Source organism: Pseudomonas sp. Y5-11 (assembly GCF_022368695.1).
Classification (GTDB): Bacteria; Pseudomonadota; Gammaproteobacteria; order Pseudomonadales; family Pseudomonadaceae; genus Aquipseudomonas; species Aquipseudomonas parakoreensis.
Genome location: NZ_CP058974.1, coordinates 3,831,807 through 3,848,633 on the forward strand (window position 1 = coordinate 3,831,807; position 16,827 = coordinate 3,848,633).

General features: G+C 61.7%; 13 protein-coding genes, 1 tRNA gene and 1 pseudogene. 10 read left to right on the plus strand and 5 right to left on the minus strand.

Annotated features, from left to right (window positions below):
- Positions 1-46: 46 nt before the first annotated feature.
- The 7 genes from fdnG to HXW87_RS16895 all read left to right on the plus strand — a co-directional run bounded on the left by fdnG (position 47) and on the right by HXW87_RS16895 (position 9,118).
- Positions 47-3,112, plus strand: coding sequence for a formate dehydrogenase-N subunit alpha (gene fdnG / locus HXW87_RS16865; protein WP_239776791.1), 3,066 nt, complete (start codon positions 47-49; stop codon positions 3,110-3,112).
- Positions 3,113-4,048, plus strand: a complete 936-nt coding sequence (gene fdxH, locus HXW87_RS16870; protein WP_239776800.1) for a formate dehydrogenase subunit beta — start codon at positions 3,113-3,115, stop codon at positions 4,046-4,048.
- The gene (locus HXW87_RS16875; RefSeq protein ID WP_047294520.1) at positions 4,045-4,710 is read left to right on the plus strand and encodes a formate dehydrogenase subunit gamma; all 666 of its coding nucleotides are present in this window, start codon (positions 4,045-4,047) and stop codon (positions 4,708-4,710) included. Before fdxH ends, HXW87_RS16875 begins: the two co-directional genes overlap by 4 nt.
- Before the next feature lie 3 nt (positions 4,711-4,713).
- Positions 4,714-5,640, plus strand: coding sequence for a formate dehydrogenase accessory protein FdhE (gene fdhE, locus HXW87_RS16880; RefSeq protein ID WP_239776816.1), 927 nt, complete (start codon positions 4,714-4,716; stop codon positions 5,638-5,640).
- Between the two features lie 49 nt (positions 5,641-5,689).
- Positions 5,690-7,102: an L-seryl-tRNA(Sec) selenium transferase gene (gene selA, locus HXW87_RS16885; RefSeq protein ID WP_239776826.1), complete on the plus strand. Its 1,413-nt coding sequence runs from the start codon at positions 5,690-5,692 to the stop codon at positions 7,100-7,102.
- Positions 7,099-9,015: a selenocysteine-specific translation elongation factor gene (selB, locus tag HXW87_RS16890; protein ID WP_239779163.1), complete on the plus strand. Its 1,917-nt coding sequence runs from the start codon at positions 7,099-7,101 to the stop codon at positions 9,013-9,015. The genes selA and selB overlap by 4 nt, the downstream gene beginning before the upstream one ends.
- Before the next feature lie 7 nt (positions 9,016-9,022).
- A tRNA-Sec gene (locus tag HXW87_RS16895) sits at positions 9,023-9,118 on the plus strand.
- A gap of 32 nt (positions 9,119-9,150) precedes the next feature.
- On the opposite strand, the pseudogene HXW87_RS16900 reads toward HXW87_RS16895, so the two are convergent.
- The 3 genes and pseudogenes from HXW87_RS16900 to HXW87_RS16910 all read right to left on the minus strand — a co-directional run.
- Positions 9,151-9,240 (minus strand): annotated as a pseudogene (locus tag HXW87_RS16900) (metal ABC transporter ATP-binding protein); the annotation flags it as partial.
- A 125-nt stretch (positions 9,241-9,365) separates the two neighbouring features.
- Complete coding sequence (locus HXW87_RS16905) at positions 9,366-10,658, minus strand: OprD family porin (protein WP_239776828.1); 1,293 nt, start codon at positions 10,656-10,658, stop codon at positions 9,366-9,368.
- Positions 10,659-10,852: 194 nt separating this feature from the next.
- The gene (locus tag HXW87_RS16910) at positions 10,853-12,235 is read right to left on the minus strand and encodes an aspartate aminotransferase family protein (RefSeq protein WP_239776830.1); all 1,383 of its coding nucleotides are present in this window, start codon (positions 12,233-12,235) and stop codon (positions 10,853-10,855) included.
- A 159-nt stretch (positions 12,236-12,394) separates the two neighbouring features.
- Here HXW87_RS16910 and HXW87_RS16915 point away from each other — a divergent pair, with 159 nt between their 5' ends.
- The 3 genes from HXW87_RS16915 to HXW87_RS16925 all read left to right on the plus strand — a co-directional run bounded on the left by HXW87_RS16915 (position 12,395) and on the right by HXW87_RS16925 (position 15,760).
- Positions 12,395-13,000, plus strand: a complete 606-nt coding sequence (locus HXW87_RS16915) for a TetR/AcrR family transcriptional regulator (protein WP_121185525.1) — start codon at positions 12,395-12,397, stop codon at positions 12,998-13,000.
- Between the two features lie 146 nt (positions 13,001-13,146).
- Positions 13,147-13,986 carry a hypothetical protein gene (locus tag HXW87_RS16920; RefSeq protein ID WP_239776832.1) on the plus strand — a complete coding sequence of 280 codons (840 nt, stop codon included), beginning with the start codon at positions 13,147-13,149 and terminating at the stop codon, positions 13,984-13,986.
- Positions 13,987-14,137: 151 nt separating this feature from the next.
- Positions 14,138-15,760, plus strand: a complete 1,623-nt coding sequence (locus tag HXW87_RS16925; RefSeq protein ID WP_047294504.1) for a mechanosensitive ion channel domain-containing protein — start codon at positions 14,138-14,140, stop codon at positions 15,758-15,760.
- Positions 15,761-15,782: 22 nt separating this feature from the next.
- On the opposite strand, the gene HXW87_RS16930 is transcribed toward HXW87_RS16925, so the two are convergent.
- A complete protein-coding gene (locus HXW87_RS16930; RefSeq protein WP_239776834.1) occupies positions 15,783-16,454 on the minus strand; it encodes a DUF3313 domain-containing protein in 672 nt (223 codons plus the stop codon).
- A 35-nt stretch (positions 16,455-16,489) separates the two neighbouring features.
- Positions 16,490-16,813: a hypothetical protein gene (locus HXW87_RS16935; RefSeq protein WP_047294501.1), complete on the minus strand. Its 324-nt coding sequence runs from the start codon at positions 16,811-16,813 to the stop codon at positions 16,490-16,492.
- Positions 16,814-16,827: the final 14 nt, after the last annotated feature.

The following is a 16,827-nucleotide window of genomic DNA, read 5'->3' on the forward strand; positions in this document are numbered from 1 at the left end:
AAAAGCCCGGCTCAAGTACCGGGTTCCACCTGATCAGGAGTGCACGATGGATCTCAGCCGTCGTCAATTCTTCAAGGTCGCCGGTATCGGCCTTGCAGGCTCTAGCCTGGGCGCGTTGGGCATGGCCCCGACGCAGGCCTTCGCCGAGCAGGTGCGTCACTTCAAGCTTGCCCACACTCATGAAACCCGCAACACCTGCCCGTATTGCTCGGTCGGTTGCGGGTTGATCATGTACAGCCAGGGCGATGCCGCGAAGAACGTCGCGCAAAATATCATCCATATCGAGGGCGACGCCGACCACCCGGTCAACCGCGGCACCCTGTGTCCAAAAGGCGCGGGCCTGCTGGACTTCATTCACAGCCCCGGCCGCTTGCAATACCCGCAGGTGCGCAAGCCCGGCAGCAGCGAATGGACGCGGATCAGTTGGGATGAAGCGCTCGATCGTATCGCCGACCTGATGAAGGCCGACCGCGACGCCAACTTCATCGAAAAAAATGCCAACGGGCAAACGGTGAACCGCTGGGTCTCCACCGGGTTCCTCGCGGCGTCGGCAGCGTCCAACGAAGCGGGCTACATCACCCAGAAGGTGATTCGCAGTCTCGGCATGCTGGGGTTCGATAACCAGGCGCGTGTCTGACACGGCCCGACGGTGGCAAGTCTTGCCCCGACGTACGGCCGTGGAGCCATGACCAATACCTGGACCGATATCGCCAACGCGAATCTGATCCTGGTGATGGGTGGCAACGCAGCAGAAGCGCATCCGTGCGGCTTCAAATGGGTGACCGAGGCCAAAGCGCACAACGCTGCCCGGCTGATCGTGGTCGACCCGCGTTTTACCCGGACCGCTTCGGTGGCCGACTATTACGCGCCAATCCGCACCGGTACCGACATCGCCTTCATGGGCGGGTTGATCAATTACTTGCTGACCGAGGACAAGATCCAGCACGAGTACGTGCGCAACTACACCGACGTTTCGTTCATCGTCAAAGCCGGGTTCAGCTTCGAAGACGGTCTCTTCAGCGGCTATGACGCGGCCAAGCGCAGCTACACCGACAAATCCGGCTGGGGCTACGAGCTGGGCGAGGACGGCTTCGTCAAGGTCGACCCGACCCTGCAGGACCCGCGCTGCGTCTATCAATTGATGAAGCAGCATTACAGCCGCTACAACATTGATCTGGCGAGCCAGATCTGTGGGATGCCGGTCGAGGCGATGAAAAAGATCTGGGAAGATATCGCCACTTGCTCGATCCCGGGCAAGACCATGACCATTCTCTACGCCCTCGGCTGGACGCAACACTCGATTGGCGCGCAGATCATCCGCAGCGCGGCGATGGTGCAATTGCTGCTGGGCAACGTCGGCATGCCCGGTGGCGGGGTGAATGCCTTGCGCGGCCACTCGAACATTCAAGGCCTGACCGACCTCGGGTTGTTGTCCAACGCACTGCCGGGCTATCTGACCCTGGGGGGCGATGCCGAGCAGGACTACAACGCCTTCATCAAAAAACGTACGCAAATGCCGTTGCGTCCGGGGCAGTTGTCCTACTGGCAGAACTACAGCAAATTCCACGTCAGCCTGATGAAGTCGTGGTACGGCGCCAACGCCACCGTCGAGAACAATTGGCTCTATGACCATTTGCCGAAACTCGACATTCCCAACTACGACGTGCTGAAAATGTTCGACCTGATGAGCCAGGGCAAGGTCAACGGCTACATGTGCCAGGGATTCAACCCCATCGCCGCGCTGCCGGACAAGAACCGGGTCATGGGCGCACTGGCCAAGCTCAAGTGGCTGGTGGTGATGGACCCGCTGGCCACCGAGACCTCGGAGTTCTGGCACAACGTCGGGCCGTACAACGACGTGAAAAGCGCGGAGATCCAGACCGAAGTGATTCGCCTGCCCACCACCTGCTTCGCCGAGGAGGACGGCTCGCTGGTCAACAGCAGCCGCTGGCTGCAATGGCACTGGAAGGGCGCTGATGGCCCGGGCGAAGCGCAAACCGATATCCGCATCATGAGCGAACTGTTCTTGCGCCTGCGCAAGCGTTATCAGGCCGAGGGCGGCAAGTTCCCCGACCCGCTGCTGAAACTGTCGTGGCCGTACAAGATCCCCGACGAACCTTCGCCGGAAGAACTGGCGAAGGAAATCAACGGCAGCGCCATGGCCGACTTCACCGATGCCAGTGGCGCGACGGTCAAGGCCGGTTCGCAACTGGCGGCATTCGCTCAGCTCAAGGACGACGGCAGCACCGCGTCCGGTTGCTGGATCTTCGCCGGCAGCTGGACCGAGGCCGGCAACCAGATGGCCCGGCGTGACAACGCCGACCCGTATGGCATGCACCAGCATCTGGGCTGGGCCTGGGCGTGGCCGGCCAACCGGCGGATTCTCTACAACCGCGCTTCGGCAGACGTCGCGGGCAAACCGTGGGATCCGAAAAAACGTCTGGTGTGGTGGAACGGCAAGGCCTGGGGCGGCACCGATGTGCCGGACTACAAGGCCGATGTGCCGCCGGAAGCCGGGATGAACCCGTTCATCATGAACCCCGAAGGCGTGGCGCGGTTCTTCGCCGTCGACAAGATGAACGAGGGGCCATTCCCCGAGCACTACGAGCCGTTCGAAACGCCCATCGGCATCAACCCGCTGCACCCGCAGAACAAGAAAGCCACCAGCAACCCGGCGGCGCGGATCTTCGACTCGGTCTGGGAAAGCCTCGGCGAAGCCAAGGACTTCCCGTACGCCGGCACCAGTTACCGGCTGACCGAGCACTTCCACTTCTGGAGCAAGCATTGCAAGTTGAATGCGATTGCCCAGCCCGAGCAGTTCGTCGAAATTGGCGAAGTGCTGGCGAAGGAGAAGGGCATCGCCGCCGGAGATCGAGTGCGGGTCAGTTGCAAGCGCGGGTTCATCGAGGCGGTGGCGGTGGTGACCAAACGCATCCGGCCGCTGCAGGTCAACGGCCAGGTGGTGCATCAGATCGGCATCCCGCTGCACTGGGGATTCACCGGTCAAACGCGCCACGGTTACCTGACCAACACCCTGGTGCCGTTCCTCGGCGATGGCAACACACAGACCCCGGAATCCAAGTCATTCCTGGTCAACGTGGAGAAACTGTAAATGGCCAGCCAAGACATCATTGCCCGCTCGGCCACCACCACGGTGCCGCCCTCGGTGAGGAATCAGCAGGAAGTCGCCAAGCTGATCGACACCACCAAATGCATCGGTTGCAAGGCCTGCCAGGTCGCCTGCTCGGAATGGAACGAGCTGCGCGACGAGGTCGGCCACAACCACGGCACCTACGACAACCCGCAGGACCTGAGCGCAGAAACCTGGACCTTGATGCGTTTCACCGAACACGAGACCGACGCCGGTAACCTGGAGTGGCTGATCCGCAAGGACGGCTGCATGCATTGCGCCGAGCCGGGTTGCCTGACGGCCTGCCCAAGTCCCGGGGCGATCATCAAGCACGCCAACGGCATCGTCGATTTCGATCAGGATCATTGCATCGGTTGCGGTTATTGCATCACTGGTTGCCCGTTCAACATTCCGCGGATTTCGCAGAAAGACCACAAGGCCTACAAATGCACCTTGTGTTCGGATCGGGTGGCGGTAGGGCTGGAGCCGGCCTGTGTGAAAACCTGCCCGACCGGCGCCATCGTCTTCGGCACCAAGGAAGACATGAAGGAGCACGCCGCCGAACGCATCGTCGACCTGAAAAGCCGTGGCTTCGACAACGCCGGGCTGTACGACCCGGAAGGCGTCGGCGGCACTCATGTGATGTACGTGTTGCATCACGTCGACACGCCGAAGATCTACGCCGGGTTGCCGGATGCACCGGCCATCAGTCCGCTGGTGGGCTTGTGGAAAGGCATCAGCAAACCGCTGGGCTTGCTGGCAATGGGCGCAGCGGTGCTGGCCGGGTTCTTCCACTATGTGCGTATCGGGCCGAATCGCGTTGAGGAGGATGAACATCCGACGCCACCTGATACCTCGGTGCACGTTGTCGATCCGGCGGTGCACACCTTCGACCCACGCGGGGAGGACCGGCCATGAGCAACAAGACGATCCTGCGCTACACCGCCAACCAGCGCACCAATCACTGGCTGGTAGCGATTCTGTTCTTTATGGCCGGGCTGTCGGGGCTGGCGTTGTTTCATCCATCGATGTTTTGGTTGACCCACCTGTTCGGCGGCGGACCATGGACGCGGATTCTGCACCCGTTCATGGGCGTGCTGATGTTCGTGTTGTTCCTCGGCCTGGTGTTCCGTTTCTGGCGCGCGAACTTCTTCATCGACAACGACGGGAAGTGGCTGCGCCGCATCGACCGGGTGCTGGTCAACGATGAAGAAAGCGTGCCGCCGGTGGGCAAATACAACGCCGGGCAGAAGCTGCTGTTCTGGACTTTACTGCTGTGCATGCTCGGCTTGCTGTTCACCGGGCTGGTGATCTGGCGCGCGTATTTCAGCGCGTATTTCGGCATCACCGCGATTCGCTGGGCCATGCTCCTGCATGCGCTGGCCGGGTTTGTGCTGATTCTCAGCATCATCGTGCACATCTACGCCGGCCTGTGGATCAAAGGTTCGGTGGACGCGATGCTGCATGGCTGGGTCAGCCGCGCCTGGGCCAGGAAACACCACGAACTCTGGTATCGCGACATCACCCGTAATGAACGCAATCCGGACGTGTCGGAACGACCGATCACCAAAAAGGGCTGACTTTTGCCAACCATTCTTGAACCCGGGGAAATCGAAGCGGCGGCCAGTTCGCCGCCGTTTCTGCACCTGCCGCCGCACAACCTGTTCACTTTGCGCGCCCAGCGTCTGGAGCAATTGGCTCATGGGCATCCGCTGGCTGATTACCTGCGGCTGATCGCCGGATTGTGCCGGGCTCAGCAGCAGGTGTTCGATGATCCGCCGCTGACAGTACCGTTTGATCAGCAAAGGATCGAAGCCTGTCAGCAACATGGGTTACCGCCGTTCGCCGCCGACACACTGGTGCGCGAAGACGCTTGGCAGGCTTATCTGGAGGCTTTATTGCAACGTTACGTGGCGCCCGAGCAACCCGCCGTAGTCGACGCGCTCGCTACACTGCGCAGCGCCAGTGCCGGCCAGTTGCGTGCGTGGGCGGTGGCGTTGGTCAGCGGTCAATACTCGATGGTGCCGGCGCAGTTGGTGCCGTTCCTCGGCGCCGGGCTGCAAGCGGCGTGGAGCCACTGGTTGCTCAGCGCACCGAACCTGCAACTGAAACCCGGCGACAGCCTCAGCCAATGCCCGGGCTGCGGGTCACCGGCGATGGCCGGGGTGATCCGCCACCGCGGCAAGCACAACGGTCTGCGTTATCTGGTGTGTTCGCTGTGCGCCTGTGAATGGCATGTGGTGCGGGTCAAGTGCGTGTATTGCGAGTCGAGCAAGGGGCTGGATTACCTGAGCCTTGAGGATGATCGCCACGCCGCCAATCAGGCGCCGATTCGGGCGGAGGTGTGCCCGGGCTGCAACAGCTACCTGAAGCTGGTGTACCTGGAAAACGATGCCGAAGGCGAAGCGCTGTCGGCGGATCTCACCAGCCTGCTGCTCGACATGCGTCTGGCGCAGGACGGTTATCAGCGTCTGGCACCGAATCTGTTGCTGGCGCCGGGAGACGAATGACCAGAACGTCTACACTCGCCGGACAGTCTTGTTTTTTCGGGAGTGGCTGATGTCCGCAAGTGTGGCCCCGCGTTTACCTTCCATTGATGGGTTGTTACGTCACCCGGCCTGTCTGCCGCTGGCCGAGCGTTATGGGCGTGAGTCGTTGCTGGCCGGTTTGCGCCAGTTGCTCGATGAGTTGCGTTCCAGCGTATTGAACGGCCAATTGTCGGCGATTGAAATCAGCCCCGACGTGCTCGCCGGCCGCGTCGGCGAACGTCTGGCCCAGCAGCAGCGCAGCAACGTACGGCGGGTGTTCAACCTGACCGGCACGGTACTGCACACCAACCTCGGCCGGGCGTTGCTGCCCGAAGAAGCCATCGACGCGGTGCAGATGGCCGCGCGCTATCCGCTCAATCTGGAATTCGATCTGGCGACCGGCAAGCGCGGTGATCGCGACGACCTGATCGAAGGCCTGATCCGCGAACTGACCGGTGCCGAAGCCGTCACCGTGGTCAACAACAATGCTGCTGCGGTGTTGCTGACGCTCAATAGTGTCGGCGCGCGCAAGGAAGGCATCATCTCGCGCGGCGAACTGATCGAGATCGGCGGCGCGTTTCGCATCCCCGACATCATGGCCCGTGCCGGGGTACGCCTGCACGAAGTCGGCACCACCAACCGCACCCACGCCCGCGACTATGAAGCGGCGATCAGCCCGCGCAGCGGCTTGATCATGCGTGTGCACGCGAGCAACTACAGCATTGAAGGCTTTACCGCCCGGGTGCCCACCGCCGAACTGGCCGAACTGGCCCATCGGCATGGTTTGCCGTTGCTGGAAGATCTGGGCAGCGGCAGTCTGCTCGACCTGACCCGCTGGGGCCTTCCAGCGGAGCCGACGGTAAGGCAGGCGCTGCTTGATGGCGCGGACATCGTTACCTTCAGTGGCGACAAATTGCTCGGCGGGCCGCAGGCCGGGTTGATTGTCGGGCGCAAAGACTTGATCACAAAGATCAAAAAGAATCCGTTGAAGCGCGCCTTGCGGGTCGACAAGTTGACTCTGGCCGCACTGGAAGCGGTGCTTGGCCTGTATCGCGATCCGGATCGCCTCGCGGAACGGCTGCCGAGTTTGCGGCTGTTGACTCGTCCGCAAGCCGACATATTCGCCCAGGCTTGCCGTTTGCAACGGGCGATGGCTGGCGTCTTGGGCGAACCCTGGCAGGTCAGCGCCGTGCAGGCCTTGGGCATGATCGGCAGCGGCAGCCAACCGGTGGCGCGCCTGCCGAGTGCCGCGCTGTGCCTGCGTCCGCAAGTGTCGAAACGCTTGCGCGGGCGTTGCCTGCTGAATCTGGAAGCGGCGCTGCGCGGGTTACCGATCCCGGTGCTCGGGCGTATTGACGACGATGCGCTGTGGCTCGATCTACGCCAACTCGACGATGAACCGGCGTGGCTGGCGCAGTTGCCGCAGTTGCAGGTCGAGTCGTGATTGTCGGCACCGCCGGGCACATCGACCACGGCAAGACTTCCTTGCTGCAAGCCCTGACCGGGCAAGCCGGCGACCGCCGCCCGCAGGAGCGCGAGCGCGGGATGACCATCGACCTCGGTTATCTCTACGCGGAGCTGGAGCCCGGTGCCGGGCTGACCGGGTTCATCGATGTACCGGGCCACGAGAAATTCACTCACAACATGCTCGCCGGCGCGCAGGGCATCGATCTGGTGTTGCTGGTGGTGGCGGCGGACGACGGGGTGATGCCGCAAACCCGTGAGCATCTGGCGATTGTGCAGTTGCTGGGCATTCCCCGGGCACTGGTGGCGATCACCAAATGCGACCGGGTCGAACCGGGCAGGGTGGAAGAGGTTGAACGCCAGGTGCTCGACCTGCTGGAAACCGGGCCGTTTGCCGAGGCACCCATGCTGACGGTGTCCAGCGTGACCGGGCAAGGTGTCGATGAACTGCGCCAGAACTTGCTGCAAATTCAAAGCGAAGTCCATGAGCGCAGCCGCGAAGGTGGTTTTCGCCTGGCCATTGATCGTGCCTTCAGCGTGGCGGGCGCCGGGATTGTGGTGACTGGCACCGCGTTGTCGGGCGCCGTTTGCGTCGGCGATAAGCTCGCCCTCGGGCCATCCGGTAAAGCGGTGCGGGTGCGCGGGTTGCACGCGCAGAGTCAAACCGCCGAACAGGCCTTTGCCGGGCAACGGGTGGCGCTGAATATCAGTGGTGACCGGTTGACCCTGGAGCAGATTCATCGCGGCCAATGGCTGCTGGCCGAATGGCTGCACGCACCGACGCAACGGGTCGACATTGAGTTTCAACTGCTGCCCGGCGAGCGCACGTTCGAACACTTTCATCCGGTGCATGTGCACCTCGGTACTCAGGACGTTATCGCCCGCGTGGCGTTGCTTGAAGGCCCGCGTCTGCGTGCCGGTGAGCGCATGTTCGCGCAACTGCTGATCAACGCGCCGGTACACGCGGTGAAGGGCGATCGCCTGATCCTGCGTGACCAAAGCGCGCAACGCACCCTCGGTGGCGGTCAGGTGCTCGATCCGTTCGCCCCGGCCCGGCAGCGCCGCAGCCCGGAACGGCTGGGGCAGTTGCAAGCGCTGGCCGACAGCGTCAGTCTTGAGCAGGCGCTGCCACTGCTGCTCGACCACAGCGCGGGCGGCCTCGATCCGCAACGGCTGGAGCGCCAGTTCAATCGCCCGCGTGATGACTGGACGCTACCGGCCAATGTGCGCCTGATCGATACCCGCCAAGGCCCGGTGCTGTTCAACGTGCAGCGCTGGGGGCAGTTGAAGTTCATTCTGTTGGAACAGTTGGCCAGACTGCATGAGCTGGAACCGGACCAGATGGGACCGGATCGCGATCGCCTGCGACGCTTCAGTGGTCTGGCGCTGGAGCGCTCGACCTTTGCCAGTCTGCTGGAAGAGCTGCGCAGCGCCGGATCGATCAACGCCAGCGGGCCATGGCTGCATCTGCCAGATCATCAGGTGCGGCTGAACGCCGAAGACGAAACCCTGTGGCAGCGCATGCAGCCGCTGTTCGAAGAAGCCGGCTACGATCCGCCGTGGGTGCGCGATGTTGCGAAAATGCTCGGTGAAGACGACGCTGCGGTGCGTCTGCTGCTGCGCAAACTGGCGCGCCTGGGGCTGATGCACCAAGTGGTGCGCGATCTGTTTCTGCCTGCTGGGCAACTGCGGCGCATGGCCGATGTCCTGTTGCAACTGGAGCAGGAAAATCCACAGATCCAGGTGACAACTTTTCGTGATGCGCTAGGCTTGGGACGCAAACGCTGTATTCAGTACCTGGAATACTTCGACCGCCTCGGCCTGACCCGGCGCATCGGCGAATCCCGGGTGATCCGCCACGACAACGCGCTGGCCAGTGCCGACGCACCCTGAGTTCAAAGGAAGGCAATCGCGCCCGGTGGCGCGGCCGGGCTTCAAACCCGGTTGGGGACGGCATCCGTTCCCGGGCAGGTTCGACTCCGGCTGCCTTCCGCCAATTACCGCAGCATTCACGACGCACTGAATCCCCTGTGGGAGCGAGCTTGCTCGCGAATGCGGTACGTCATTCAACATCTGTGTCGACTGATCGGGCGCTTTCGCGAGCAAGCTCGCTCCCACAGGGGATTGGGGTTTTCAGACTGGCGTGTACAGCAGGGTTTCGTTGTCGGCGGCTTCGTGTAGTTTTCCAGTCGATGGATTCGTAGGGCGACGTCAGCTCTGAGTCTGGGTTTAACCACCCGCCATCAAAGCCCCAACGGATACTGAATCACCACATAAATCCGGTCGATATCATCGCCGGCCTGTGCCTCATTCGCTCGGTGCGAGACGTGCGACAGCTGCACCGACAAATCCTTCGCCGCTCCCGATTGCACGATGTATTTCAGGTCGATATCCCGTTCCCAATGCTTGCCGCCAGCGCCTTGCTGCGGTTGATAGTCGCCGGTGTCGGCATCGAACGGGTTGTACGCGCCGCCCTTGGGCGCGTGGGTGCCGTCGATGTGGCTGCCGCGAACATATCGGGTCATGAAGGTCAGGCCGGGGATGCCGAAGGCGCCGAGGTCAAGGTCGTAGCGTGCTTGCCAGGAACGTTCGCCGGCGCCGTTGAAGTCGGCGTATTTGATCGAGTTGGCGAGGTAGATCGAGTCGCCGCCCACGAAATCGAACGGCGTGTCGCCATTGATGCGTTGCCAGCCGAGCATGACCGCGTGCGGGCCGAAGTTGTACTTGCCGGACAGGCTGAACGCGGTGTTGTCGATCGCCCCGGCCAGCGCGCGACCGGTATCACGGGTGTGGTAGAGGTTCGCGTCGAGCAGCAGGCCGGACTGTTTGACGTGCAGATTGGCGTAGTACTGATGCCAGGTGTCCGTCAGTTCCGAAGCGTACAGCGAACCACCGACGGGGCTGTCGCCATACAGGTCGGCGCCGAGAAAACTGATTCCGCCGGCCTCGGTGGTGGCGCCGTAGCCGGAAAAGTCGCCGTGGCTTGAAGAACTGTCCTGATTCTTGAACGCGGTGAAGTGGCCAGCCGTGAGGTTTACGTTGTCGACTTCACGGCTGTTCAACAGCAAACCTGTGGCGTATTCCGGTTGCAGGCGTTTGTCCGAGGTGTCGAACACCGGGGTTTCCACGGTCATCTCGCCGAACGCGAGGGTCGTTCGCGAAACCTTGAGTTTGAACGCGCCGCCAGCACTGGAGTAGTTCGGTTCACTGCGACCGCTGCTGTCGACCGGCAACAGACCGGTGCCGGAATGACCTTTGCCACCGTCGAGTTTCAGGCCGAGAAAGGCGTGGGCATCGATGCCAAAACCGACGCTGCCCGGTGTGTAGCCAGAGGTGAACGTGCCAATAAAACCCTGGGCCCACTCCTGCTTATAGTTTTTGCCGGCGGGCGAGGGCGAGCGGTAGTCGTTGCTCAGGAAGAAGTTGCGGCTGAGCACTTCGGTTTTGGCGTCGTTGAAGAAGTCGCTGGCGAAAACAGTGTCGGTCGCTGCGCAAAGCAGGGCCAACAGTGCAAGGCGTGGTGTCGAGGGAGCCATCGAGAGAGACCGACAATCAGGGAAAGTCTCCGATGATGGGCACGATCAACCGGGCCGGATTGAGCCGATGTGCTGAGTTCAACCGAGTGCCCTTGTGGGAGCTAGCCTGCTAGCGAAGGCGGCCTGCCAGTCGACATTGATGTTGAATGACACTCCGCTTTCGCTAGCAGGCTAGCTCCCACAGGGGGTATGGGTTACAGGCGGCCGTATTCGCGAGCGGTGCGATCCACGGCGATGCGCGTTTTGTCGACCAGCTCATCCAGCTCCGCCCGCGTGGCAATCAATGCGGGGGCCATGATCATTCGGCCCAGCGTCGAACGAATGATCAAGCCTTCTTCAAAACCAATGGTGCGGCAGCGCCAGGCGATGTCGTTCTCGTTGGCAAAGCGCTTGCGGGTGGCTTTATCTTCGGCGAATTGCAGCGCCGCCACCAGCCCGACGCCCTGAATCTCGCCCACCAGCGGATGGTTGCCGAACACTTCGCGCAGGCAGCTTTGGAGGTACGGGCCGGTGTCGTTTTTTACCTGCGTGACCACGCCTTCATCGCGCAGGGCCTTGAGGTTGGCGATCGCCACCGCCGCCGCCACCGGGTGACCGGAGTAGGTCAGACCATGGGCGAACACGCCGCCTTTTTCCACCAGCGCTTCGGCCATGCGTCGCGACAGGATCAGGCCGCCCATGGGGATGTAGCCGGAGGTCAGGCCTTTGGCGATAGACAGTGTGTCCGGTTCAAAACCGAAGGCCTGGTGCGCAAACCATTCGCCGGTGCGACCAAACCCGCCAATCACTTCGTCGGCGCACAGCAACACGTCGTACTTACGACAGATGCGCTGGATTTCCGGCCAGTAGGTGGCGGGCGGGATGATCATGCCGCCAGCACCCTGGAACGGTTCGGCGACGAACGCGGCGACCTTGTCGGCGCCCAGTTCAAGAATCTTGTCTTCCAGTTGCCGTGCGGCGCGCAGGCCGAATGCTTCCGGGCTGAGGTTGCCTTCATGAGCGAACCAGTACGGCTCATCGATGTGCGCGACGTCGGGGATGCTGCCGCCCATTTCGTGCATGAATTTCATGCCGCCCAGCGCCGTCGCGGCCAGCGTCGAGCCGTGGTAGCCGTTCCAGCGGCCGATCATGATTTTCTTCTCGGGCTGGCCCATCACCTGCCAGAACTTGCGCACGGTGCGGATCAGCACTTCGTTGGCTTCGGAGCCGGAGTTGGTGTAGATCGCGTGGCTGTAGTGCCTGGGCAGCAGGCTGAACAACAGTTCGGAGAGCTCGATCACCTGCGGGTGAGTGGTGTGGAAGAACATGTTGTAGTAGGGCAGTTGTTGCAGCTGCGCGGTGGCCGCGGCGGCCAGATCCTTGCGCCCGTAACCGAGGTTGGTGCACCACAGCCCGGACATGCCGTCCAGATAGCGCTTGCCGTCGTTGTCCCACAGCGCCAGGCGATCCCCGCTGACCATCACCCGCGGGCCTTCCTCGTTGAGCGCCTTCTGGTCGACGAAGGCGTGAATGTGGTGGGCGGCGTCGGCGGCCTGGTAATCGCGGGTGCTGCGGGTCGGATCGAATACGGCGGACATGGCGGTTCTCCAGAGAAACGGGGCAAGTGAGTGCGCGTTCATTCCAGCGGTGCACGGCTAATATTTTTCACTTAAAAATATTTTTGTAAAGAAAATATTTGTCGGTGAAAAAAGAAATCCGTAGGCTGACGGCCATCAGCAAGACAGGACACCAGCACCATGAGCGGGCTCAGAGAACGGCAAAAGGAACAGCGCAGGGAAATCATCGCGCAGGCAGCGCTGGAGTTGTTCATCAGCAACGGCTTCGGCGCGACCACGCTGGAGCAAATCGCCAATCAGGCCGGGGTTTCCGCGCCAACGGTGGTCAATTATTTCGGTGGTAAACAGGAAATTTTGCTGGCCTTGCTCAAACAGCCGGACGAGCAGGCGATGCGTGATGCGCGGGCCAATCTGGACGACGACAGTGATCCGCTGGAGGCGCTGTGCGAGTTCGAAGGCTTGATGACCGACTACCAACTGCAAGCGATGCCGGCCTCGCTGTGGCGTGAGTTGGCGCCGTTTCTGCTGACCGGCGAGCTGGCTCAGGCGATGAGTCCGTGGAATGCGGCGGTGATCGAAGAAACCAAAGCGCTGCTCGGGCATTTCCAGACACAGGGCAAGCTGCGTGCGTCGGTCGATCTGGACGTGGCGGCGACGCTGTTCAACCAGTACGCGAACATGGCGTTCATCCGTTTGGCGACCCAGGAAGTACCGGACCGGCCGGCGCATGCCTTGCACATGCGCGGGGTGTTGACGCTGTTGTGTCACGGCATGCTGGAGGGTTGAGCGGGAGTTACAGATCCAGACCGTCGCGCCGGGCGGTATGGGTACCTGTCAACTCTGACAGTTATGCGGCCAGTCAAAGAGCCCTAGGCTTGGGGAGCCCTTTGTTCGGGGACGATCCACTGGCTGGATAACCAAGGAGTGCCGACATGACACCTACATTGCTGCGTCACACGACGGGACGGGTCGAGGCAACGATCAACGAAGAACCGTCTTTGAGTTTCCTTGCAGAAACAGACCTCAAGGTCACTATCGTTGGGGCCAAGTACAAAGTTGCGGCCAGAATGCCGCTGGAAAACAACCGTGAGCGGTACATTGATCTCTCTTTTCCCTCTGACCTTGCAGGCGATGGTCGGGAATACTCTTTTCCACTGACCCCATCCTCTGAGGCACAGGGTCGCTACTCACGCTTCCCGGAAAACGAATCCCTGGCGTCGAATGAAGGTTCGCTGCAGGTGCATTTCGACACCACGCAAAGGCGCTTGTGGGGCACGTTCGATTACCGTGTCGGCTCTGGCGACTTGAGATTCGAAATAAGCAAAGGCAATTTCGATCTCTTTGGCTTCGACACTGCAAAACCGGGAGGCACCGGTACATTCACGGGAACGGTCGACAAACAGACCTTCGACGCGAGTGAAGTGGGCATACGACGTGTAGACGACATCGGACTGCCCGAGCCCTACCTTGAGGTCATTGGCCGTACCCGACCCGCCGTTGGCGCCGAGCATATCGCCATCCAGATCGACACTGACGTGAATGGGCTGCGACACACACTCGGACGCGACGATAGCCAAGTGCGGGCGCTTTACTTTCACTCGCTATCAGGATTTTTTCTCGCCACCAGCGGTGAAGTGAACTTTGCCGCCTTGCCCACGCCAACTCAGGCAAAAGGCACGATAGTAAAAGGCATCTTCCAACAAAACACGGAACAACTCCGCGAGATCGACTGCACATTCGATATCACCGAAAACCCGACCGGTAATGGGTGAAGCAACGGGGGGAGGCTGCCAGAGGGCGAACGACGGCAATCAAGACTTATCGTCATCACCCTCATCCTGCAAGCCGATCTGACAACCGTTCAGCGCTCAACTACGCTGCCTTACGTATTCCTCTGACACCCGGGCGTAAGGAAACACGTGCATGCGAAGCAGGCTGCTGGCGGTAGCGATGATGGTCTGTGCGTTGCTCGGGTCCGGAGCTGGCTGGGCGCTTGAGGAGACGGCAAAGCCTGCGAATGAAGCGGTGGAGCTGAAGGTCGCCAACCGCAGCATCATGCTGTTTCGCGCGACGCTGCTGGGCGAATCGCCGGCGACCCGCGTCAAGCGAGCGAAGACAGTCATCACCGAGGCGCTGGACGAGTCGGAGAATCTGACGGTATCGATCGACCCGATCCAGAACAGCTACATGGTTTTACTGGGCGACAAGCGCGCGTTCATCGTCGCGCCCAAGGACGTTGATGGCCTCGAGTACGCCTCGGTGCAGCAGGCTGCCGAAGGTGCTGCCGAGAAACTGCGCCAAGTGGTCACAGAAACCGGGGAGGCGCGCAGCCTGCACCTGATCATCAGGTCTCTGGCGCTGGCGGCGGCGTCAACCGTGATCTATGTCGGCTTGCTCTGGTGCCTGGCCTACCTGCGTCGCAAGTTGCTGAGCAAATTGCCCGAGCTGATGGAACGCCATACCCAGGTGCTGAAAATCGGGCGGGTGCAGTTGATAGACGCCAATTTCCTTTATCCGTTGGTCAGTCGCCTGCTGTTGGTGCTGCGTTGGCTGGTGATTGCGCTACTGACCTACGAATGGCTCGGGTTCGTCCTGTCGCGATTTCCCTATACCCGGCCATGGGGTGAAAGCCTCAACAACTATCTGTTCGAGTTGGCCGGCTATCTGCTGGATGGAATTGTCGGGGCTATTCCCGGACTCGGCGTGGCGTTGGCCATTTTCTTTATCGCCCGTGGGGTGACGGCGTTTGCCCGGCGCATTTTGCGGCGCATGGCGACCCCGGGCACCTTCAGTTGGCTGAACCATGAGACCTTGCAACCGACCCAACGCCTGACCTCGCTGGCCATCTGGCTGTTTGCCCTGGCGATGGCGTATCCGTATCTGCCGGGCGCCGGCACCGATGCGTTCAAGGGCTTGTCGGTGCTGATCGGCCTGATGATTTCCCTCGGTGCTACCAGTGTGGTGGGGCAGGCGGCAGCCGGATTGATCCTGACCTACACGCGCACTTTGCGCCCCGGCGAGTTCGTCAGGATCGGCGAATATGAAGGCACCGTCACCGAGCTGGGCATGTTCACTACACGCATCCGCACCGGGTTGGGTGAAGTGCTGACGCTGCCCAATTCGATGATCACCGGCACCGTCACCAAAAACTACTCGCGGACCGTGAAGGGGCCCGGTTACGTGGTCGATACCGTGGTCACCATCGGTTACGACACCCCCTGGCGGCAGGTCGAGGCGATGTTGCTGGAGGCGGCTCGCCGCACGCCGGGTGTTCTGGAAGACCCGCCGGCTCAGGTGTTCCAGACTGCCTTGTCGGATTTCTATCCCGAATATCGCTTGGTGGCGCAGGCCATTCCGAGCCAGCCGCGCCCGCGTGCGGTGTTGCTGAGCATGCTTCACGCCAATATTCAGGATGTGTTCAACGAATATGGCGTGCAGATCATGTCGCCGCATTATCTGGATGACCCGCAGCAAGAGAAGCGAGTGCCGAAGGACAAGTGGTTCACGGCCCCCGCACAAAAGCCGGAGGGTGAGGATTTGCCTTAGTCAGTGCCGCTCTTGCGAAACGTCAGCGACGGATCGCGGCATACGACTTGCCCAGATCACTGGCCCAGCCGTCCAGCACGCCTTTGACGTCATCGGCAGTCAGCACCTGTTTGTCGTTTTCCAGCGGCACGCCGGTGCCCTTGCGCACCACTTCGGCGACCACTTCGCCGGTGGAGCCGTCCTCGAACGAGACTTCGGTGGTGATTTCGCTGTCCTGATCGCGGATGCCGGTGGCGGTGCTCACGCCGGCGGCAACCAGGGTCACCGGCAGCCATTCATACAAGCGCAAGCCCTGGGTGCTGGCGGCGACGCGGGTAATCGCGGGTCTGACGATCAGGGTATTCGGCCCGGGTTGCGTTACCAGGTGCATGACCTTGCCCAGTTCCAGCCTGAGCGCGGCGTCGTAGTAGTCGGTGACGCCGGACAGCGTGCTCAGCGGAACTCGCCCGGTCGGCGCGACGCTGGGGTAGAACTGACTGGGCGCCAGATAGGCCTGGGTGTAACGCCCTCGGGCCAGCGCCGGGCTGACCCAGCCCAGCACGCTCTGCCCGGACGGCGATGTGTGCTCGCTCAGCACGCTGTAATCGTGCAGAAATCCCGTGTACTTCTGCGGTTCAACGGTTTTGCTGCTGCAGGCCGACAGGCTCAGAGACGCTGTGCACATCAGTGTCATCAAGCAATGGCTTTTAATCATGCGAATCCTTGCTTTGCGCTTTTGACCCGCGTCGTTCAAGCGCGGGCAGTGATTGGGGAGGAGAGCGGCGGGGTGTTGTCCGAGCATTCGATGTGCAGCTGGCCGTGGCTCATGATCCACTGGATGAGGTCGGCGGTCGGAATCGAGTGCACGTACTCGACCCATTGCGAATCGCCGGGGCCGTACTGCTCGAAATAGCGGCGCAGGACGATACGGCTTTGGTCATCTGACAGGCCCAGGCAGAACTCCTGAAACAGCAACGGCGTATTTTGATCAGGCGCGCTGGTGCGCTGGCTGAGAATCAACGGATAGCGGGCGTCGTGGCCCTCGGCGGTGTACCTGTCGTGCAATGCGCTCATTGAATGCCCCCCGG

Excerpts from the sequence above, each read along its gene's own strand:
- fdxH (WP_239776800.1), top strand. The coding sequence starts at position 3,113 with ATGGCCAGCCAAGACATCATTGCCCGCTCGGCCACCACCACGGTGCCG.
- HXW87_RS16875 (WP_047294520.1), top strand. The coding sequence starts at position 4,045 with ATGAGCAACAAGACGATCCTGCGCTACACCGCCAACCAGCGCACCAAT.
- selA (WP_239776826.1), top strand. The coding sequence starts at position 5,690 with ATGTCCGCAAGTGTGGCCCCGCGTTTACCTTCCATTGATGGGTTGTTA.
- HXW87_RS16905 (WP_239776828.1), bottom strand. The coding sequence starts at position 10,658 with ATGGCTCCCTCGACACCACGCCTTGCACTGTTGGCCCTGCTTTGCGCA.
- HXW87_RS16910 (WP_239776830.1), bottom strand. The coding sequence starts at position 12,235 with ATGTCCGCCGTATTCGATCCGACCCGCAGCACCCGCGATTACCAGGCC.
- HXW87_RS16915 (WP_121185525.1), top strand. The coding sequence starts at position 12,395 with ATGAGCGGGCTCAGAGAACGGCAAAAGGAACAGCGCAGGGAAATCATC.
- HXW87_RS16920 (WP_239776832.1), top strand. The coding sequence starts at position 13,147 with ATGACACCTACATTGCTGCGTCACACGACGGGACGGGTCGAGGCAACG.
- HXW87_RS16925 (WP_047294504.1), top strand. The coding sequence starts at position 14,138 with ATGCGAAGCAGGCTGCTGGCGGTAGCGATGATGGTCTGTGCGTTGCTC.
- HXW87_RS16930 (WP_239776834.1), bottom strand. The coding sequence starts at position 16,454 with ATGATTAAAAGCCATTGCTTGATGACACTGATGTGCACAGCGTCTCTG.
- HXW87_RS16935 (WP_047294501.1), bottom strand. The coding sequence starts at position 16,813 with ATGAGCGCATTGCACGACAGGTACACCGCCGAGGGCCACGACGCCCGC.